Origin of the sequence: Sinomonas sp. ASV322 (assembly GCF_030908245.1) — a bacterium.
In the GTDB taxonomy this organism is placed as follows: domain Bacteria; phylum Actinomycetota; class Actinomycetes; order Actinomycetales; family Micrococcaceae; genus Sinomonas.
Map to the genome: position 1 here is coordinate 41,745 of NZ_JAVFJJ010000021.1, position 17,598 is coordinate 59,342.

14 protein-coding genes are annotated in these 17,598 nt (G+C 70.4%); 4 read left to right on the top strand and 10 right to left on the bottom strand.

The window, feature by feature from the left end; translation table 11 throughout:
* The first annotated feature begins 467 nt into the window (after positions 1–467).
* A complete protein-coding gene (locus tag RBS12_RS18700; RefSeq protein ID WP_307967668.1) occupies positions 468–1,175 on the top strand; it encodes a hypothetical protein in 708 nt (235 codons plus the stop codon).
* A gap of 382 nt (positions 1,176–1,557) precedes the next feature.
* Here the strand turns inward: RBS12_RS18700 and RBS12_RS18705 are convergent, their stop codons facing one another.
* Positions 1,558–2,277, bottom strand: coding sequence for a hypothetical protein (locus RBS12_RS18705; RefSeq protein WP_307967669.1), 720 nt, complete (start codon positions 2,275–2,277; stop codon positions 1,558–1,560).
* Between the two features lie 67 nt (positions 2,278–2,344).
* On the opposite strand from RBS12_RS18705, the gene RBS12_RS18710 reads away from it, so the two are divergent.
* A complete protein-coding gene (locus RBS12_RS18710; RefSeq protein ID WP_307967670.1) occupies positions 2,345–2,488 on the top strand; it encodes a hypothetical protein in 144 nt (47 codons plus the stop codon).
* Positions 2,489–2,547: 59 nt separating this feature from the next.
* Here RBS12_RS18710 and nhaA read toward each other — a convergent pair whose 3' ends face one another.
* From nhaA to RBS12_RS18725, 3 genes are all read right to left on the bottom strand, one after another.
* A complete protein-coding gene (gene nhaA, locus RBS12_RS18715; RefSeq protein ID WP_307967671.1) occupies positions 2,548–3,876 on the bottom strand; it encodes a Na+/H+ antiporter NhaA in 1,329 nt (442 codons plus the stop codon).
* Positions 3,877–4,047: 171 nt separating this feature from the next.
* On the bottom strand, positions 4,048–4,269 hold the full coding sequence (locus tag RBS12_RS18720; RefSeq protein WP_307967672.1) for an SCO4848 family membrane protein: 222 nt from the start codon (positions 4,267–4,269) through the stop codon (positions 4,048–4,050).
* Positions 4,269–4,772, bottom strand: a complete 504-nt coding sequence (locus tag RBS12_RS18725; RefSeq protein WP_307967673.1) for a DUF2505 domain-containing protein — start codon at positions 4,770–4,772, stop codon at positions 4,269–4,271. Before RBS12_RS18725 ends, RBS12_RS18720 begins: the two co-directional genes overlap by 1 nt.
* 250 nt (positions 4,773–5,022) lie before the next feature.
* Here RBS12_RS18725 and mfd point away from each other — a divergent pair, with 250 nt between their 5' ends.
* A complete protein-coding gene (gene mfd / locus RBS12_RS18730) occupies positions 5,023–8,655 on the top strand; it encodes a transcription-repair coupling factor (protein ID WP_307967674.1) in 3,633 nt (1,210 codons plus the stop codon).
* Positions 8,656–8,791: 136 nt separating this feature from the next.
* Here the strand turns inward: mfd and RBS12_RS18735 are convergent, their stop codons facing one another.
* From RBS12_RS18735 to RBS12_RS18760, 6 genes are all read right to left on the bottom strand, one after another.
* The gene (locus RBS12_RS18735) at positions 8,792–10,135 is read right to left on the bottom strand and encodes a patatin-like phospholipase family protein (protein ID WP_307967675.1); all 1,344 of its coding nucleotides are present in this window, start codon (positions 10,133–10,135) and stop codon (positions 8,792–8,794) included.
* Positions 10,132–10,590: a hypothetical protein gene (locus RBS12_RS18740; RefSeq protein ID WP_307967676.1), complete on the bottom strand. Its 459-nt coding sequence runs from the start codon at positions 10,588–10,590 to the stop codon at positions 10,132–10,134. The genes RBS12_RS18735 and RBS12_RS18740 overlap by 4 nt, the downstream gene beginning before the upstream one ends.
* On the bottom strand, positions 10,587–11,069 hold the full coding sequence (locus RBS12_RS18745) for a hypothetical protein (RefSeq protein WP_307967677.1): 483 nt from the start codon (positions 11,067–11,069) through the stop codon (positions 10,587–10,589). The genes RBS12_RS18740 and RBS12_RS18745 overlap by 4 nt, the downstream gene beginning before the upstream one ends.
* Positions 11,066–12,031: an acetoacetate decarboxylase family protein gene (locus RBS12_RS18750; RefSeq protein ID WP_307967678.1), complete on the bottom strand. Its 966-nt coding sequence runs from the start codon at positions 12,029–12,031 to the stop codon at positions 11,066–11,068. The genes RBS12_RS18745 and RBS12_RS18750 overlap by 4 nt, the downstream gene beginning before the upstream one ends.
* Positions 12,028–13,065 carry an alpha/beta fold hydrolase gene (locus RBS12_RS18755; RefSeq protein WP_307967680.1) on the bottom strand — a complete coding sequence of 346 codons (1,038 nt, stop codon included), beginning with the start codon at positions 13,063–13,065 and terminating at the stop codon, positions 12,028–12,030. The genes RBS12_RS18750 and RBS12_RS18755 overlap by 4 nt, the downstream gene beginning before the upstream one ends.
* A 61-nt stretch (positions 13,066–13,126) precedes the next feature.
* Positions 13,127–15,766 (bottom strand): GMC family oxidoreductase, encoded by a 2,640-nt coding sequence (locus RBS12_RS18760; protein ID WP_307967681.1) that lies wholly within the window; start codon positions 15,764–15,766, stop codon positions 13,127–13,129.
* A 444-nt stretch (positions 15,767–16,210) separates the two neighbouring features.
* Between RBS12_RS18760 and RBS12_RS18765 the strand changes: the two genes are divergently transcribed.
* Positions 16,211–17,305 carry an IS110 family transposase gene (locus tag RBS12_RS18765; RefSeq protein ID WP_307964926.1) on the top strand — a complete coding sequence of 365 codons (1,095 nt, stop codon included), beginning with the start codon at positions 16,211–16,213 and terminating at the stop codon, positions 17,303–17,305.
* Positions 17,306–17,598 lie beyond the last annotated feature (293 nt).

The window sequence follows — 17,598 nt, forward strand, 5'->3', positions numbered from 1 at the left end:
AGGGGCCAAGTAGCGGGCAAGTAGTCGGCAGAGGGTGCCGCGGGGCCGTTGCGTACCCAACCGTTGCGCCGTCACCTCGCGCGGGTGCGGGGGCGTTGCGCCGTCACCTCGTGCGGGTGCGGGTGCCCGCGTAGCCGCCCGGGCCGCCCACGAGGTGCCGCGCCGCTCCTTGCGACTACTTGAGTACCCGCCGTCGTCCTTTGCGCGTACTCGCCCGCGGGACCGCGGCAGGGCCGAACTGAAAGCCGGGTACCGACTACTGGTGACCGGCTCGGATCCGGCCGCTGTACTGGATATGTGAAGTTCGGTATTCAGCCGGATTCGTCGGGCCGAGAGAATTTTCTGGGAATTCCCTCGACCGGAAATGTCCGCGGTCAAGCAATTTGGCCGCGGCGCATCGATAAGGGGAGTCGAGGTGCATCATGCGGTGGGCAGTCGGGCAGCGCGGGAGCCGGAGAGCATTCAGAATGCTCACCTTCGGTTTCGCCGCTGTGCTCGCTGCGACCGCCGTCGCGCATCAGCTGGGGTTGGATGCGCACGAGCAGCTCCGGGCCGAAGCGGCGCAGCAGCTGGCCGTCTCGGTCCCGGAGCCCTCGACCGCTGTTCCCTCGACGTCGGGGCCCACGGCGCCCATGCCCTCGGCGCCAGGGTCTCCGGCGTCGAGCATTGGCGCCGGCCCGTCGTCGTCCTTGTCGGCGGTGCATCGCGCGGTGGCCGCCATGCCGCCCACGAAGTTTGCGTGGCCCGCAGCGGGACTCTCGGTCGACGTCGTCCCCGCAGAGTGGAGCCCGGATCAGCTTGTCGATCCGATCCTCGACTCGAACAACTTCGACCCGGTGGCCCACTGGCTCGAGGGTACTGGGCAAGGCGGGGTGGTGCGTCCCGTCGTGCTTGCGGCGCACTCGTGCCATGCCGCCGTGGCGCTGTGCACGGACGCAACGTTCCCCTTCAACCGCCTCAGCTACTCGGGCTGGGCGCTTGGCCAGCCGGCATCGCTCACCGATGCCGCGGGCCGCGTGATTTCCTGCTCGCTCGACAGTCGAAGAATCGTCGACAAAACACAGGAATTCTCCTTCCCGAACGATCCGTGCCTCGTCGTCGCATTCTCGTGCAATTACGAGAACCCGGACGCGCAGATTGTACTTCTGACCTTCCACTGCGGTCAGTGCACTTGATATTCGACACCCGGGCGCATTTGCCCGGAACTTGAGTTTGAAAGGAGGCGAGCAGCATGAAGCCGATGTCCCTGTTCTCGGCCAAATACGCGAGCGGCCTGTTCGCGGCCGGGGCCATGGCGCTCGTGGCCGCCGGGGTTGCGACGAGTCCTGCGCTCGCCGCCCCGGGGGCTGCCGAGGCCAAATCCATCCCCGTCTGCCACCGCACGGACTCCGCGTCCAACCCCTGGGTTCTCATCATGACGGCGAAAGACTCGGTCGTGAGCTCGCGCCCGCGATACGCAAACGACGTCTTCCCGCCGTTCGCCTATACCGACGAGGACGGCACGGTGACCGACATCCCGGGCCAGAACTGGGACTCGGCCGGCATGGCGCTCTACGCTCACGGCTGCTCTGCACCCCAGGCAAGCCCCTCGCCGAGCCCCACCACGACGCCCGTCACGCCCCCGACGTCGAGTGCGCCCGCGAGCGTGCCGGTCCCGAGTGATCCGGCCCCCTCGTCGTCGGCTCCCGCGCCGAGCTCGCCGGTCCCGAGCGTGCCGCCCACTGTGCCGGTTCCGAGCGTGCCGGTCCCGGGTGTCCCGGTCCCGAGTACTCCGCAGTCGTCAGCGCCGGTCCCGAGCGTGCCGGCTCCGAGCTCTCCGCCGTCGTCCGCGCCGGTCCCGAGCGTGCCGGCTCCGAGCGTGCCGGTCCCGAGCGCGCCGGTCCCGGGTGATCCGGCCCCCTCGTCGTCGGCTCCCGCGCCGAGTTCGTCGGCGCCGAGCGTCCCGCCCACGGTGCCAGCCCCGAGCGTGCCGGCTCCGAGCGTGCCGGCTCCGAGTACTCCGCCGTCGTCCGCGCCAGCCCCGAGCAGCCCGGCCCCGAGCACTCCGTCTGACCCGCCGTCGAGCCCTGCGGCCAGCTCTACGGCGCCGACCGAGGCCGCCCCGCTTCCCGATCCGTCGTCCCCGCCGTCGGATCCCGGGAAGTCCCCGACGGCGGCGACACCTGCGGTACTGCCCGGCGTAGGTGCCCCGCCGTCGACGGATCCCCCGCGTGCCGCCGACCCGGCGCCATCGTCGAGCGCTCCGGCCGACCCGCCGTCGTCCGATCCGGCCATCACGGGGGCCGCACCTGCGGCATCGGCCCAGTCTGTCCAGGCGCAGCAGGCCGCGGGTGGCGAGGGCCTCGTGAGCCTCCGGGCCCAGACGGCCGCCAGCGCTCCCGCGCCAGACGCTACCGTCTCGAACCTCTTCTTCGCCTCGGGCGCCCTGCTCCTCCTCGGCGCGTTCGGCCCGGGCATGAGGAACCGCCGCCGCGGGCGCCACGTATAGCGACTGGGGGGACTGCCGCCTCGGCGCTGGGCGCCGGGGCGGCGGCGCGCCGAGTCAGCTCACGATTCGAAGGCGTCCGGCACGCCGTCGCCATCCGCGTCGACGCTCTCTGCCTTCTCGACCCGCCGGTAGTGCCGATTCCGCGCGCGAAGGACGACGGCGGCGAGCGCTGCCGCTGCCAGGGAACCGGCGAGGACGGCGACCGTCGCGTGCTCGTCATGGGGCGACCCGGCGCCGAAGCCGAGCCCGGCCACGAGGAGTGAGACGGTGAAGCCGACGCCCGCGAGGAGAGAGAGGCCGAACACGTCGATCCACGCGATGTCCGGATCGAGATCGGCGTGCCGGGACTTCGTCACGAGCCACGTTGCGCCGAAGACGCCGATCGCCTTCCCGAGCACGAGCCCCACGACGATGCCCACCGCGACGGAGTCTGCGAGAGCGTTCAGCAGGCCGCCGGGTCCGCCCACGGCGACGCCCGCCGAGAAGAAGGCGAAGACAGGGACTGCGACGCCGGCCGAAAGCGGCCTGAACCGGTGTTCGAACTCTTCGGCCAGACCTGGGCCGGAGTCGGATCCCCCGCCCGCCCGGGGAAGCACAGGAATGGCGAAGCCCAGCAGAACGCCGGCGACCGTCGCGTGGATTCCCGACGCGTGCACGAGCGCCCACGTCGCGACCGCGAGCGGAGCAAGCACGTACCACGCGTGGACGCGCCGCTGCACGAGCCACGTGAAGGCCGCGAGCGGGACGAGGGCGAGGCCGAGGGCCGCGAAGTTGAGGCCGTCGCTGTAGAAGAGGGCGATGATGACGATCGCGAGGAGATCGTCGACGACGGCGAGAGTGAGGAGGAAGGCGCGCAGGGCCGCCGGGAGGTGGGTGCTGATGACGGCCAGGACGGCGAGGGCGAACGCGATGTCCGTCGCGGTCGGCACGGCCCAGCCTCTGAGCGCATCGCCGCCAGCGCCGAGGTTCACGAGCGTGAACAGGATGGCGGGCACCGCGACGCCGCCGCATGCGGCGACGACCGGCACGATCGCGGTCGCGGGCCGTCGGAGGTCCCCTGCCACGAGTTCGCGCTTGAGCTCAAGGCCCGCGACGAAGAAGAAGATCGCGAGGAGCCCGTCACCGGCCCACTCGCCGAGCGTGAGGTCAAGGTGCCAGGGCTCGTACCCGAGCCGCAGCTCTCGCAGCGCGAAATAGCCGGACGACCACGGCGAATTTGCCCACACGAGAGCCGCGATCGCGGCCGCGAGGAGCAGTGCGCCGCCCACGGTTTCGCGGCGGAGGATCTCGGCGATGCGCCGGTACTCGGGGTAGCTGCCGCGCGCGAGGCTCCCGAGCCGGCGGGCGGGCGATTGACGCGGAACGGGGGAGTGCGCGGGACCGGGCATCGTGGCTCCTCGTGTCTGGGGGTCGATCGAACGACGCCGACCAGACTTCCCGGCACACCTTTCCTTCATTTTACCGTTGCGGGCATGACCGTCCCGAAGCCGCACAACCGTCCCCCGCGTGGGGGCAGAGGGGACGGTTGTGTCATCGAGGGACGGTCATGCGGGAGGCACCTAGGCGAACAGCGTCCGCACTCCCACGATCGCGACGGCAACGCCGAGCGTCACCGAGATCGTCACGAGGAACATGTGCACGGTGAGGAACCGGGTCGCTCGGCCGGATTCGTCCTTCGCCCGCGGGTCCTTCATGACACGGCGAAGGAACTGCGGCCACACGACGACGCTCCACACTCCCGCGACAATGAGGAGCCACGAGAGCGCTGCAGGAAGCTGCATCAGACGATCTCGCCCGCGAGCCACGCGGCCGCCTGCGTGGCCTCGAGGTTGAGGGCCTTGCCGACCATCGGCTCGGCGGCCTCGGCGATCTTGCCGCCGAGGAACGGGACGGAGCTCGACACGGTGCCCGTGAGCTCAATCCGCGTGGTCCCGCCGTCGGCCGCGAGGCGCTGGACGGCCGCGACGTCGACGGGGGCACCCGCGACCTTGACCGTGATGTCCGCCTGGCGCGAGCCATCCGCGTCGGGCGCCGTCCACGTCTCGAACTGCGTGACGTTGAGGTACTCGCCCACGAACTTCTTCGCGATCTCGGGGAGGCGCCCCGTGGGGACCTGGCGGACGACCGTCGCCTTGAACGCACCGGCGACATCGCCGTCGACCGTGAACGATTCGAGCTTTCCGCCCACGAGTTCGCTCACGTGGCGCTGGAACGCCTCGTCCGCGAAGACGGCGGCGACCTGGTCGACGGGGTAGTTGAGGGTGGTGTTTGCTTCGAGCGCCATGGAGTCCTTCCAATCTGGACTGGTGGGGAGGGTGGCCCCCACCATCCTAGAGGCCCGATGTGACCGCCCCGCCGTCCATGACGTCGCCGCAGCGGCCAGACAGGCCGGCTGGCGGTGGCGGTGGGGACCGGCATCGCGCCATGCTACCGGGGCCTACGCCGGGGCGACGCGCTAGGCTAGGTGCATCCCCCGGACTCTCGCGAGCTGCCGGGTTTCTGTGCTGCCCTGGAGGAATCACGTGTCTGTGGACGTGCTACGACCCGCATCGCTCGAGGGGCTCCGCCGCGCGGTGGCCGAAGACCCCACCGTCGCTCGGCTCCGCGACTACGCGTCCAAGCCCGCCGCGCGCCGCAGCCAGGACCTCCAGGTGGCGGCGCCTGCGGGCATGCGGCCCGTCATCGTCGCCGAGATCCTCGAATGCGTCCCGGACGAGGGCGCAGTCGTCCTCGCCGTGACCGCGACCGGACGCGAGGCCGAGGACCTCGTCGACGCACTCGGCGCGTACCTTCCGGCCGATTCCGTGGCACTCTTCCCGAGCTGGGAGACCCTCCCGCACGAGCGTCTTTCGCCACGTTCCGACACGGTCGGCCGCCGCCTCGCCGTCCTGCGCCGCCTCGCCCACCCCGGGACGGCGGGCAGTGAGCTCCGCGTCGTCGTCGCGCCCATTCGGGCCGTGCTCCAGCCGCTCGTCGCGGGCCTCGGCGACCTCGCACCGGTCTCCCTCGCCGTCGGGCAGGAACGCTCGTTCGACGACGTCGTGCGCTCGCTCGCCGCGGCCGCCTATGCGCGCGTCGACATGGTGACCCACCGCGGCGAGTTCGCCGTGCGCGGCGGGATCATCGACGTCTTCCCGCCGACCGAGGACCACCCCGTGCGCGTCGAGTTCTTCGGCGACGAGGTCGAGCAGATGCGCTGGTTCGCGGTCGCCGACCAGCGCTCGCTCACGGGCCCGCACGTCCACCACCCGGGCGCGCTCTTCGCGCCGCCGTGCCGCGAACTGCTCATCACGCCGTCCGTCATGAGCCGGGCCGCGAAACTCAAGGGCTCGCTCCCCGCGGCCGAGGACATGCTCGAGAAGATCGCGGGCGGCATCGCGGTCGAGGGCATGGAGTCCTTGGCGCCGCTCCTCGTCGACGCAATGGTGCCATTCGTCGACGAGCTTCCCGGGGGCTCGGTCGCGCTCGTCCTCGAGCCAGAGAAGGTGCGAACCCGCGCGCACGACCTCGCCGCGACCAACGACGAATTCCTCGCCGCCGCGTGGGCCACCGCGTCCGACGGCGGGGCGGCGCCTTTGGATCTGAGCGTCGCGGCGGGCGCTGGCTCCGGCCAGGATACAGCTGCGCACGCGGGTCGCCTTGAGGACGCGAGCTTCGCCTCCCTCGCGGACACCCGGGCAGCCGCGCTCACGCGGTCCGTCTCGTGGTGGTCCGTGACGTCGCTCGGCGTCGACGAGGAGACCGTCCTCGACATCGACACGCTCTCGATCGCGGCGCGCGAGCCGCGTGGGTACCACGGCGACGTCGGCGAGATGATGCAGTTCATCGGCTCGCGGGTCGCCGACCAGTGGCGCATCGTCGTCGCGACGGACGGCCCCGGGCCCGCGCAGCGCCTCGCCGAGCTGTTCCACGACGCCGATATTCCGTGCACGCGGCTCGAAGGCCTCGAGGGCGAGCCCGAGGCGGGCATCATCGAGATCACGACGGCGACCGCCGGCAAGGGCTTCGTCCTCGACGGCCTCAAGCTCGGCCTGCTGACGGAGGCGGACCTCCTCGGCCGGGCGAGCGCCTCGGGGACCCGCGACATGCGCAAGATGCCCTCGCGCCGCCGCAACGCCGTCGACCCCCTCCAGCTCCACGCGGGCGACTTCGTGGTGCACGAGCAGCATGGGATTGGGAAGTTCGTCGAGCTCGTGCAGCGGCGGGCCGGGGGCGCCGGGACCGACGCGATGCGCGAGTACCTCGTCCTCGAATACGCGTCCTCCAAGCGCGGCGCGCCCGGCGACCGCCTCTTCGTGCCCACCGACCAGCTCGACCAGGTGACCCGCTACGTGGGCGGGGACACGCCGTCGCTCTCGAAGATGGGCGGCGCGGACTGGGCGGCGACGAAGTCGAAGGCCAAGAAGGCTGTCAAGGAGATCGCGGGCGAGCTCATCCGCCTCTACTCCGCCCGGATGGCCTCGCGAGGCCACGCGTTCGGGCCGGACACCCCGTGGCAGCGCGAGCTCGAGGAGGCGTTTCCGTACATTGAGACGCCGGACCAGCTCACGACCATCAACGAGGTCAAGGCGGACATGGAGCGCGAGGTGCCCATGGACCGCCTCGTCTCGGGCGACGTCGGCTATGGCAAGACCGAGATCGCCGTCCGCGCCGCGTTCAAGGCCGTCCAGGACGGCAAGCAGGTAGCGGTCCTCGTCCCGACGACGCTTCTCGCGCAGCAGCACTTCGAGACGTTCTCGGAGCGCTTCTCGGGCTTCCCCGTGCGCGTGCAGGCCCTGAGCCGCTTCCAGACGGGGTCGGAGGCGAAGGAGGCCGTCGACGGCCTCAAGAGCGGCGCGGTCGACGTCGTCATCGGGACGCATCGGCTCCTTTCGAAGGAGGTCGAGTTCAAGGACCTCGGGCTCGTGATCGTGGACGAGGAGCAGCGCTTCGGCGTCGAGCACAAGGAGGCGCTCAAGAAGATGCGCACGAACGTGGACGTCCTCGCGATGTCCGCGACGCCGATCCCGCGCACGCTCGAGATGTCACTCACCGGCATCCGCGAGACGTCGACCCTCGCGACCCCGCCCGAGGAGCGCCACCCTGTGCTCACCTACGTGGGCCCGTACACGGACAAGCAGGTCTCGGCCGCGATCCGGCGCGAGCTCATGCGCGAGGGCCAGGTCTTCTTCGTCCACAACCGCGTTTCGTCGATCGAGAAGACGGCGGCCGCGATCCGCGAGCTCGTGCCCGAGGCGCGCGTCGAGGTTGCGCACGGTCAGATGTCGGAGCACCGCCTCGAGCAGATCATCGTGGACTTCTGGGAGAAGCGCTTCGACGTGCTCGTGTGCACGACGATCATCGAGACCGGCCTCGACATCTCGAACGCGAACACTCTCATCATCGACCGCTCGGATTCGTACGGTCTCTCGCAGCTCCACCAGCTCCGCGGGCGCGTGGGCCGCGGCCGCGAGCGGGCCTACGCGTACTTCCTCTACCCGTCCGAGAAGCCGCTCGGCGAGGTCGCGCTCGAGCGCCTCAAGGCCGTTGCGGCGCACAACGAGCTCGGCGCGGGCATGCAGCTCGCCATGAAGGACCTCGAGATCCGCGGCGCGGGCAACCTGCTCGGCGGCGAGCAGTCCGGGCACATCGCGGGGGTCGGGTTCGACCTCTACATCCGGCTCGTCGGGGAGGCCGTCGCGGACTTCCGGGGCGAGGCCGAGGAGAAGGCCGCGGAGATGAAGATCGAGCTCCCGGTCAACGCTCACCTCCCGCACGATTACGTCCCGGGGGAGCGGCTCAGGCTCGAGGCCTACCGCAAGCTCGCAGCCGCGAACGACGACGGCGCGATCGCCGAGGTCGTGGACGAGCTCACCGACCGCTACGGCGAGCCGCCCGCGCCCGTGGCGAACCTTGCCGCCGTCGCCCGCTTCCGTGTGCGGGCCCGCGCGGCCGGGCTGACCGACGTCGCGCTTCAGGGGAACATGGTGAGGTTCGCGCCAGCGGACCTGCCCGAGTCGAAGGTCATGCGGCTCACGCGCATGTACAAGGGGGCGCAGTACAAGGCCGCGCTCAACGCGGTGCTCATCCCGAAGCCGAAGTCGGCACCGATTGGCGGCCGGGATCTGCAGGACAAGGAGATCCTCGACTGGGCCGACCAGGTGGTGACGGCCATCTTCACCGACTGACCCCGACGCTCCCGTCGGAAACTCACCACGATCAAAGCCGACGACGGCGCGACTCGCCGACGTCTGGCGGCGCCACGCCGTCGGACGCGGAGAGAAACTGGTGAGATTCCGACACCCGCGAGAGGCGGCGGGTTGGTCAGGCGCCGAACAGCTCGCGCAGGCCCCGCGCCGCGAAGCCCGCGACGGCGGCCGCCCGGTCGGCCACGCCGTGCACGCCCACGGGTTCGACCGACCCGAGGAGCGCGGCGACGTCGCCGAGGCCCATCGAGACATCAATCGCGATGCGTCCGCCGATCTCGAGCCGCGCATGCCGCGCGTCGTGCCACCCGTCGAGCGCGCCGTCGTCGAACGTCCGCGTGAGCCGGAAATCTGCCCACTCGCCGTCGACTCGGACACGGCCGCGGTAGGAGATCCGCTCGCCGCTGGACTCGACGGCGCCGTCGGCGAGGAAGACACGGGACCCGAACGGCGCGAAGTCGATGTAGCCCGTGACCTCCGGCGTCTGCACGCCGTCGTGCGTCGGCACCACGAGGGTGACCCGGAGCGAGAGCGGCTGCCCCTCGGCCGAGCCGTGGAGCGCTTCGTTGAAGCGGACGCCGGGGACACGGTCGATCATCGCGGTGCAGGACTCATCGTGCGCGACGCCACCGGGATTCAGGGTGCCGAGGTACGCGCGGGCGTCCCGGTATCCCATGCCGATCAGGGCGTCCGCATCGATGCGGCCGACGTAGAACTCGGGGTCGAGCGGAAGCGGATGCTCGGGCCGGATGACGTGCAGCACGAACTCGCGCCCCGCCGCGGCGGCCTCGGCGAAGTCGGCGAGAAGGGCGCCCATCGCGCTCATCTCGATCATGTGCACGTACGCCTCGAACAGCCCGTCGCCCCACGAGGGCGAGTTGCCGATGCACCACACGAGCCACACCTCGTCGGCGCCGCGGCGCAGCGCCTCCCGCACGTTCGCGTCGCGCATCCAGACGGCGTCGGTCCAGACCTGCCCGTCCCGTTCGAGCGGAGTGACGAAGAGGGCGAGGGACATGCCGGCGGCCATGAGTTCGGCGTCGATGTGCTGAGCGTCGATCGCGTGGGCGACCTTGTGTGTGAATTCGGCGACGTTGAACGTGCCTTCGACCGCGCCGGGGAGGCCAGCGCGCCGTCGAATCTCGTCGGCGTCGATCCCGAGCGCCGGGAAGACCTTCCGCAGGATGCCGTCGGCGTCGCCGAGCGCCGGGAGGGCGCCGGGACCCTTGAGATAGTCGCCGATCGGAAGCGCCGAGCTGAAGTCCTTGACGTCCAGACGCGACCATCGGCTGCACATCTCGTCGGGGGTGACCCCCGAGAGGAGCATCCCGGTGCCGAGGATTCCGCCCGACGATCCGTCGATGTGGTCGAACTCGATGCCTTCCTCGGCGAGCGCGCGCACGACGCCGGCCTGCCACGCGACGCGCATCCCGCCTCCCGCAAGCACGAGCGAGCGCTTCACGGCCGGAGCCTCCGCACACGCGGGAGCTTCCTCAGGTAGACGAAGCACAGGATCCCGGTGACGAAGTCGAACGAGGCGACGGCCAGGGCGAGCGGCGCGAAGGCAGCGGTTGCGACGCCGATGCCGACGGCGGCCGCGGCACCGACCTTCTGGAGGCCGCACCACAGGAGCACCGGGCGGGACGCCGTCGACGTCGCGAGCGTGTGCAGGAGCAGCCCGCCCACGACGACCATGAACATGCCGATCGTCCCGAAGAGCTGCCGCTCGACGAGCCCGGGGGTGACGCCGAGGAAGCGGAGGACGACGTCGCCGAGCGGGATCTGCGCGGCACCGGAGACTATCGTGACGACGGCGATGGCCGCGAGGAGCGCGCGCAGAGGATCTGCCGAGGCCCACGCGAGGAGGCCGCGCCCGTTGCGGTCGGGCGCGATCCGCCCGAGGTCCGCGGCGCTCACGCGAAGGACCCCAGGAGGTGCCCACGCACCACGAGGATCCACACCATCGATAGCCACGTGATCGTCGAGACGTAGAAGCGGATGTCGTTGAGCATCATCCAGCGGATGAGCATGCTCCGGAGCTCGTTGTCGTCCGCGAAGTCGCCGCTGCGGATCTTGATGTTGATGGGGATGATGAGCCCCTGGCCCACGATCGTGAGCGCGATGATGCCCGCCTCGCAGATGAAGGCCGGGATGATGCGCGTCGTGCCCCATTCGGCCCAGATCATGACGGCGCCGGCGATGAACATGATGGGCACGACGACGGTGAAGAACGCGGTGGCCCGCTTGGTCGGGACGCCGAAGTGCATGTCGACGTTGCTGCGGTCGAGCGAGCGCCACGTGGGGTAGAGGAACCACTTGAGCACCCACATGGTGCCGACGTACATCGTGGCCCCGAATAGGAAGTAGAGCTCGTCGAGCAGGAGCAGCCAGTTCATGATGCCTGCCCTCCGACGGTGAGGCGGTCCGCCGCGGTGAGCGAGCGGTCGGGCGGTGCGAGCCACTTCTGGCTCTTGCCGAGGCCCACGACGCTCTCGAGGCCTTCGCCGCCGTCGAGCGACGCGAGGGCCGCGTGGCTCTCTGCCGTGAGGAACCATGCCTCGAAGTGGTCGTCGAGCACGCCGTGCGTCTGCGGGAGCCACGCCGTGAAGAGCGGACTGCTCCCGACGCCGAGGGTCTTGAAGGGCGCGACCCGGGGCGAGTCGCCGAAGACAATCCGTCCCTTGGCCTTGCGCCCGAAGGCAACGTCGGCGACGGCCTCGAAATAGATGTCCGACTTCCAGAGCATTCCTCGGAACGCGCAATAGTTGGAGGCCGCCATCTTGAGGGGCAGCCCCATGGGCTCGGGCTTTTCGATCTCGACGTAGCAGCCGAGTTTTCCGTCGAGATCGTATTGGGCCGAGACGGTGGTCTCGTCGATGACGAAGTCAAGGTTGGCCTGATGCTTCGGCATGCCCCAGATGCCCTTCCCGCCCTTGACGGAGATCTCGGTGCTCACGGGGAGGTCGACGACGAACTGTCCCATTCCCATGCTCTTCTGGAAAACGAACGGCAAGAGCGGCGGGCGCGGCTTGAGTCCGTGGGTGACGGCGATCGCGAGCGAGTATTCGATGTATTTCCCGATGTTCGTCGATTCGTAGTTGACGATCGTGACCATGAGGATCCCCTTTCCTCCGATGGTCAGCGGGTGGAGCTCCTTTCCGGGCAGGAGCGCCGCGGCGGCCCTCGCGTTGACGGGGAACGCCGCCATGAGGACGGGGGAGTGATGCGAATTCACGGGCATGACGAATTCGATCGTGTCCGCCGAGGCGTATTGGCCGCGGAGCTCGTTCTGGCGTTCGGGGAGCGTCGATGGCATGAGCTTGACGAGCGGAGTGAGGAGCCGTGCGAGGGAATTCATGAGTTCAACTCCTTGACGATGATCGGGAAGGTGTCCTGCCAGGCATTGGCCCCGAAGAAGACATCGAGATGCCCGTAGCCGGGAATGAGGTGGAGCGTGTCCCGGCCGGGCCGGTGGCGTCCGAGGAATTCGTAGGTGCGTTCCTGGCTTTCCGGGAGGAAACACAGGTTGTCGAGTCCCGCGAGGAGGGCGAAGCGCGCGTCGGTCCGGGGCGCCTGGGCCCCGAAGTCATCGGGGAGCTCGGGGTGGTGTCCGACCGTCACGAGGCTCCCCGCCCTGATGCAGCGGGCCATTTCGGTGAAGAAGCTCAGCGGCACTTCGGCGAATTCGCCCTGGATCCACGAATGGGTCGCCTCGTCGAGATTCTCGTGCCGCCAGAGCGCCGGCCGCCCGCTCCCGTACGTGAAGCTCACGAGCTTGCACACCGTGTTGTCGCATTCGTGGTGGCTCGCCTTGACGATCGCGCGCACCACCCGGCTGAAATACCCCTCCGAGCGGATTCCCCACGCGGGGGAGATGAACGGGCTGAAATGCTGCACAAGCGGGGCGAGGCGTTCGATTTTGAATCGCGAGAAGCCCGGAACCACGGGATGCAGCGAAACGGCGTTCGAGACGATCGTGTCGACGCGCGGGAGCAGGCCTGCCGCCGCAGACATCGCGAATGAGGTGGACCCCTGGCAGTGGATCACCGCCTTGAGCGTCTCGGCGCCGGTCTCGTCGAGGACGCGGTCGACGGCGGCCGGGTGGTCGTAGACGGCGGCGTCGGCGAGGGTCCACGCAACCGGGGCGAGGTCGATCGACGCGCGCCAGTTGAGCATCCACACGTCCCACCCGTCCTCGAGGAGGACGTCGACGAGGGTGGTCGCGACCGGCGGCCGGAACAGCTCGGCGCGGACCCCTGCGCCGTGGACGAGCAGGACGGGCCCCTTCGACGGCGCGATCGGGGACGTCACGTGGACGAGGCTGAGGGGGCGGCCGTCTCGTGCCCTGAACGGGATGATGGTGGTCACATGGTCGGCGCGGGTGATGTCCATGGCTTCGCTCCTTCCGTGGTCATGGGTCAGCGTTTCGGCGGAGCCGGCTGGGACAGCCGGATCAGCTCGGCGTGGAGAGCGCGCGGCGGGCGCCCGGGCCGTACACGGTCCAGAGCTGGCCGAGGAAGAAGCGTCCGAACGTCGCGAGCGCTTCGGGCCCCGCGGGGCCGGCCGTGCGGAACGTCGTGAGCTGCTTCGCGAAGTCCGGGGGCCGGATATGCAGGATGCCGGCGCCGACGACTTCGGGCTGCTCGCCCGGCGTCGTCTCCGTCCCGTCCGCGGGAGGCGGGACGTGGCCGTGGAGGAAGGTCGCGTACAGGGTGCTTGTGTCCCGCCACAGGTTGAGCACGCCGTCCTCGCGGACGAGCTTGTGGCCCGTGAACGTGAGCTTCGTTCCGCCCGGGTCACGGACCCAGAGGCGGTACAGCATGCGCCGTGCGGGCCGCCCGCCGAAGGAGCCGTCGTCGACGAACAGGTTGAACCATCCCCGTTCCACGGGGAGGCGCCCGCCGTACTGGTCTGCCACGAGATAGCCGGTCGCGACGCCGGCGTGGCTCGGGTCCGCGACGAACTCCTCGATGTCCGGGGCGGTGATCGTGAGCTCGAACATGACACTCTTGCCCTGCTCGCGCCCTAGGCTGCTGCCCACGGCCGGGTCTGTGGCCTCGGGGCTGAACCAGCCGTGCATCTGCTCGGTGAACGCCACGGACGTCGCCCCGGCAGGGGCGGCCGCCCGCCTTTCGGCGCGATGGCGGTCCGCGGCGTCGAGGGGCGCGCCTGGGCGTTCGCGGCGGGCGCCGAGGCCTTTGGTCGCGTCCGGCGCGAGGGACCGTGGCCCCAACGGGACCGCGGCGGGCTCGCTGGGGGCGGGCGCGTCGGCCGGGTTTGCCGCGCCATGGGCGGACGACGGCGCCGCCTCGCCCGCCGTCGTCGTCGGCGCCGGTGTGGCCGACGCGGCCGGGGACGACGCCGCCGTCGTGGGGGACGCGGATGTGGCCGACGCGGATGTGGCCGACGCGGCCGACGCGGCCGACGCGGCCGACGACGCCGACGAGAGCAGGCGCTCGCACGCCCGCTCGGCGAACGCCGCGATGGTGAGCGACGGATTTGCCCCGACGGGCCCGGGCATGGCAGCTCCGTCCACGACGTAGAGGCCCGGGTAGCCGAAGACCTCGCCGTAGGGGTCGCACACGCCGGACGAGGGGTTGTCCCCGGCCGGGGCGCCGCCGATGGGGTGAACCGTGATGACGCGCTTGGCCCACCAGAGCGGGTTGTCGACGAATCGCCCGTCGAGCTGGCCCGCGATGTCCTCCATCGTTCCGCGGACCCGCGCGAAGTACTTCTCGGACGTCGCGATGGTCCAGTCGATCTCGAGCTTTCCCTCGGCGAGGCCCATCACGCCGTCGGGAACGTCGCGTCCCATGCCGAGCAGCGGGAGCGAGCTGGCCGAGAGGTGCCCGTCGCCGAGAGCGGCGGCGAGGTCGGACGAGATATTCGACCGCCGCGCCTCGAAGACGCGGTCCTTGAGGAGCTGCAGCGCGACCTTCGCGGTCCGCTCGGCCGTGCTGGTGAGGTCGGCGGTCTCGATGAGCCAGTTCATGAAGGCCGGGTATCCCGCGTCCTCGACGTAGTAGCCGCGGCCCGTCCCGCCGTCGACCGTGTCCGGGACGCGGATCGCTGTCGTGATGACGGGGCCGTCGCTCCCGTACAGCGTCCGGACGCCCGGCTTTTCCCCGTCTGGGCTCGGCGTCTTCGCGTCGAGGATGAAGGTGAGGAGGTCCCCGTTGCCACTGAAGCGGGTGCCGAGCGTCGAGCTGAGCCCAGGCAGGGAGCCGCGGTTTCGGAGCAGGAGGAAGTTCGTGCCGAACGTCCCGGCGCCGAGCACGAGGCGGCGGCAGCGGATGATCCGCTCAGCGAGCAGCCCGCCCGGGCCCTCGGGATCGTGAACGACGTACCGCACCTCATACCCGCCCGGCACGGGGCGGATCCCGCGCACATCGTGGAGCGTGCGCAGATCGGCCCCGGCGTATTTGGCCGCGGACAGATAGGTGTGGTCGAGGGTGTTCTTGGCGCCAGAGTTGCAGCCGAGGTCGCATTCTCCGCACAGCGTGCACGTGGTGCGGACCGCGTCCGGGCCGTGGACGCTTCCGTAGGGCGCCGGCGGAAGCGGGACGTTGGTGCGGGGTGTGCCCCCTGGGGTGGGGGAGAACGTGACGGCGATCGGCGGCCGCTGGATGTTGAGCCCGAGCGTGGCCGCGGACGCCTCCATCGCGTTCGTCTTGGGGGTGTTCTGGTAGGGGTACCGGACCGGGGTGAGCATCTGCTCGGCCCGATCGTAGTAGGGGTCGAGATCCGCCCTGGTGAAGGGCCAGTTCTCGTAGCCGCCGCCCGGGACGGGGGACTCCCGGACGAACCACTTCTCGTCCTTGCGGAGGAGGACGTTCGCGTAGATGAGCGAGCCGCCGCCGAGGCCGGCCGAGACGAGGCCTTCGAGCCCGCGGAACGTCCACGCGTCGAAGAGCCCGTACAGCTGCCGATCCGGGTCCCAGAAGTTGGCGCCCATCTGGTCCGGGTAACGGGCGAATTCCCCCGGGGCGTACGGGCGGCCCCGCTCCATGAGGACGACCGACTGCCCTGCCTCGGCAAGCCGCAGAGCCGCGACGGAGGCCCCGAATCCCGATCCGACGATGACGGCGTCCACGGACTCGTGGTGGCGTGAACTGAGTGACGAATGTGCCAGCCCTACCATGGCGTTCCTCTCGACCATGATTGAAGCAACGGGCCGTTCAGGCCGGCGAGCCCGCGCGATGACAACAAGATGGTCGCACCGAAGGACACGATTGTCCAGCGTTTGGATTTACTCAATAGGGGCGGTGGCTTAATAATCCGGTCCGCAGGGGCTTCACGCCAGAGCTGTGGCTGATGAGACGGATGTTAACGCAGAAAGGCGCACCTCTCGGAAGAGCGATGCGGGAGATCCCGCTCGCGCCCCGGAAGGTGCGCCGTGCCGCGTGAAAAGCTCTAGACGGTATGGAGTGACCACCACTTCGTGGGTGGTTGCGGGCCGGGGCCTCGCTCACGCAGATTCGTGGGTTACCGGGCAGAGTCCCCTGCCCGGCCTATCCGACATGCGTGGGAGGCCCCGGTGTTCATTGAGCGTACGAGTGTTGGGCTGGATGTGCACGCCCGTTCGGTTGCCGCGGCGGCGATCGACGGCGTGACCGGCGAGCTGGTGCAGGCCAGGCTTGCCCCGTCGGAGCAGGCGATCAGGTCATGGCTGGCCTGCTTGCCAGGCCCGGTCGCCGTGGTCTATGAGGCCGGCCCGACGGGGTTCGGGCTTTGGCGGGCCTTGACCTCACGGGGGGTCAGGTGCGTGGTTGCGGCCCCGTCCCGGCTCCAGCGCCCGTCGGGGGACCGGGTGAAGACCGATGCCCGGGACGCGGTGCACCTGGCGAGGCTGCTGCGCCTGGACGAGGTCACCCCGGTGGCGGTCCCGACCGTGGAGCAGGAGTCCGCGCGTGACCTGGTGCGGGCGCGGGAGGACTGCCGCGGGGACCTGATGCGGGCCCGGCACCGGCTCTCGAAGCTGCTGCTGCGGCACGGGATCGTCTACGACGGAGGCGATGCCTGGACCGGGGCCCATGACACGTGGCTGCGCAGGGACGCGGCCCCGGCGCTGGGCTCGAGGGCGACCCGGATGGCGTTCGACTCCGACTACGAGGCCGTGCTGACGGTCAAAGCCCGCCGCGACCGGCTCGACCGCGCGATCGAGGAGCTCGCTGCGGGCAGCGAGTTCGCCCCGGCCGTACACCGCCTGGGCTGCCTGCGCGGGGTCAGCACGCTGACCGGGTTCGCCCTCGCGGTAGAGATCGGAGACTGGCACCGGTTCACCGGGGCCACCATCGGCTCCTTCGTCGGGCTGACCCCGTCCGAGCATTCCTCGGGCGCGTCCCGGGCGCAGGGGCCGATCACCAAGACCGGCAACGCCCACGTCCGCCGCCTCCTGGTCGAGGCCGCCTGGCACCACCGTGCCCGCTACGCGGTCGGGAAGACCCTTCGGGACCGGTGGGAGCTCGCCCCGGCCGCGGCACGGGCCCGCGGCGACGAGGGCAACCAGCGCCTGCACGCCCGGTGGGTGCGGTTCCTCGAGCGGCGCAAGCGCCCGACCGTGGCCAACGTCGCCGTCGCCCGCGAGCTGGCCGGCTGGTGCTGGTCCCTGGCAGTCATGGACGACGACTGACTCCCGAAGGCCGCTTCGCCACGGCGCAAGGTGCCGGCGGCAGCGCGTGGAGCCACCCGCGGCGCAACTATGAACAGACCCCCTCCTGGGGCCAACGTTCGCTCCTAGACACGCGGACCGACTCCAGCCGAACCACCGCCCTGCGGTAGCCAACCCGCGCATATCAGCCTGACCGCGCGTCGCCCAACGACACGCTCGCCGGCGCCCGCCACGCGAAGCACAGAGGCGCCGCCAGGACTCCCTCCCGGCGGCGCCTCGCCATGCCCACTTGACAGCGGACTACTCCATATCAG

What these genes read in the sequence shown, in the direction of transcription:
- RBS12_RS18720 (WP_307967672.1), bottom strand. Translation starts at nt 4,269, where the DNA reads ATGCAGCTTCCTGCAGCGCTCTCGTGGCTCCTCATTGTCGCGGGAGTG.
- nhaA (WP_307967671.1), bottom strand. Translation starts at nt 3,876, where the DNA reads ATGCCCGGTCCCGCGCACTCCCCCGTTCCGCGTCAATCGCCCGCCCGC.
- RBS12_RS18725 (WP_307967673.1), bottom strand. Translation starts at nt 4,772, where the DNA reads ATGGCGCTCGAAGCAAACACCACCCTCAACTACCCCGTCGACCAGGTC.
- RBS12_RS18745 (WP_307967677.1), bottom strand. Translation starts at nt 11,069, where the DNA reads ATGAACTGGCTGCTCCTGCTCGACGAGCTCTACTTCCTATTCGGGGCC.
- RBS12_RS18750 (WP_307967678.1), bottom strand. Translation starts at nt 12,031, where the DNA reads ATGAATTCCCTCGCACGGCTCCTCACTCCGCTCGTCAAGCTCATGCCA.
- RBS12_RS18700 (WP_307967668.1), top strand. Translation starts at nt 468, where the DNA reads ATGCTCACCTTCGGTTTCGCCGCTGTGCTCGCTGCGACCGCCGTCGCG.
- RBS12_RS18755 (WP_307967680.1), bottom strand. Translation starts at nt 13,065, where the DNA reads ATGGACATCACCCGCGCCGACCATGTGACCACCATCATCCCGTTCAGG.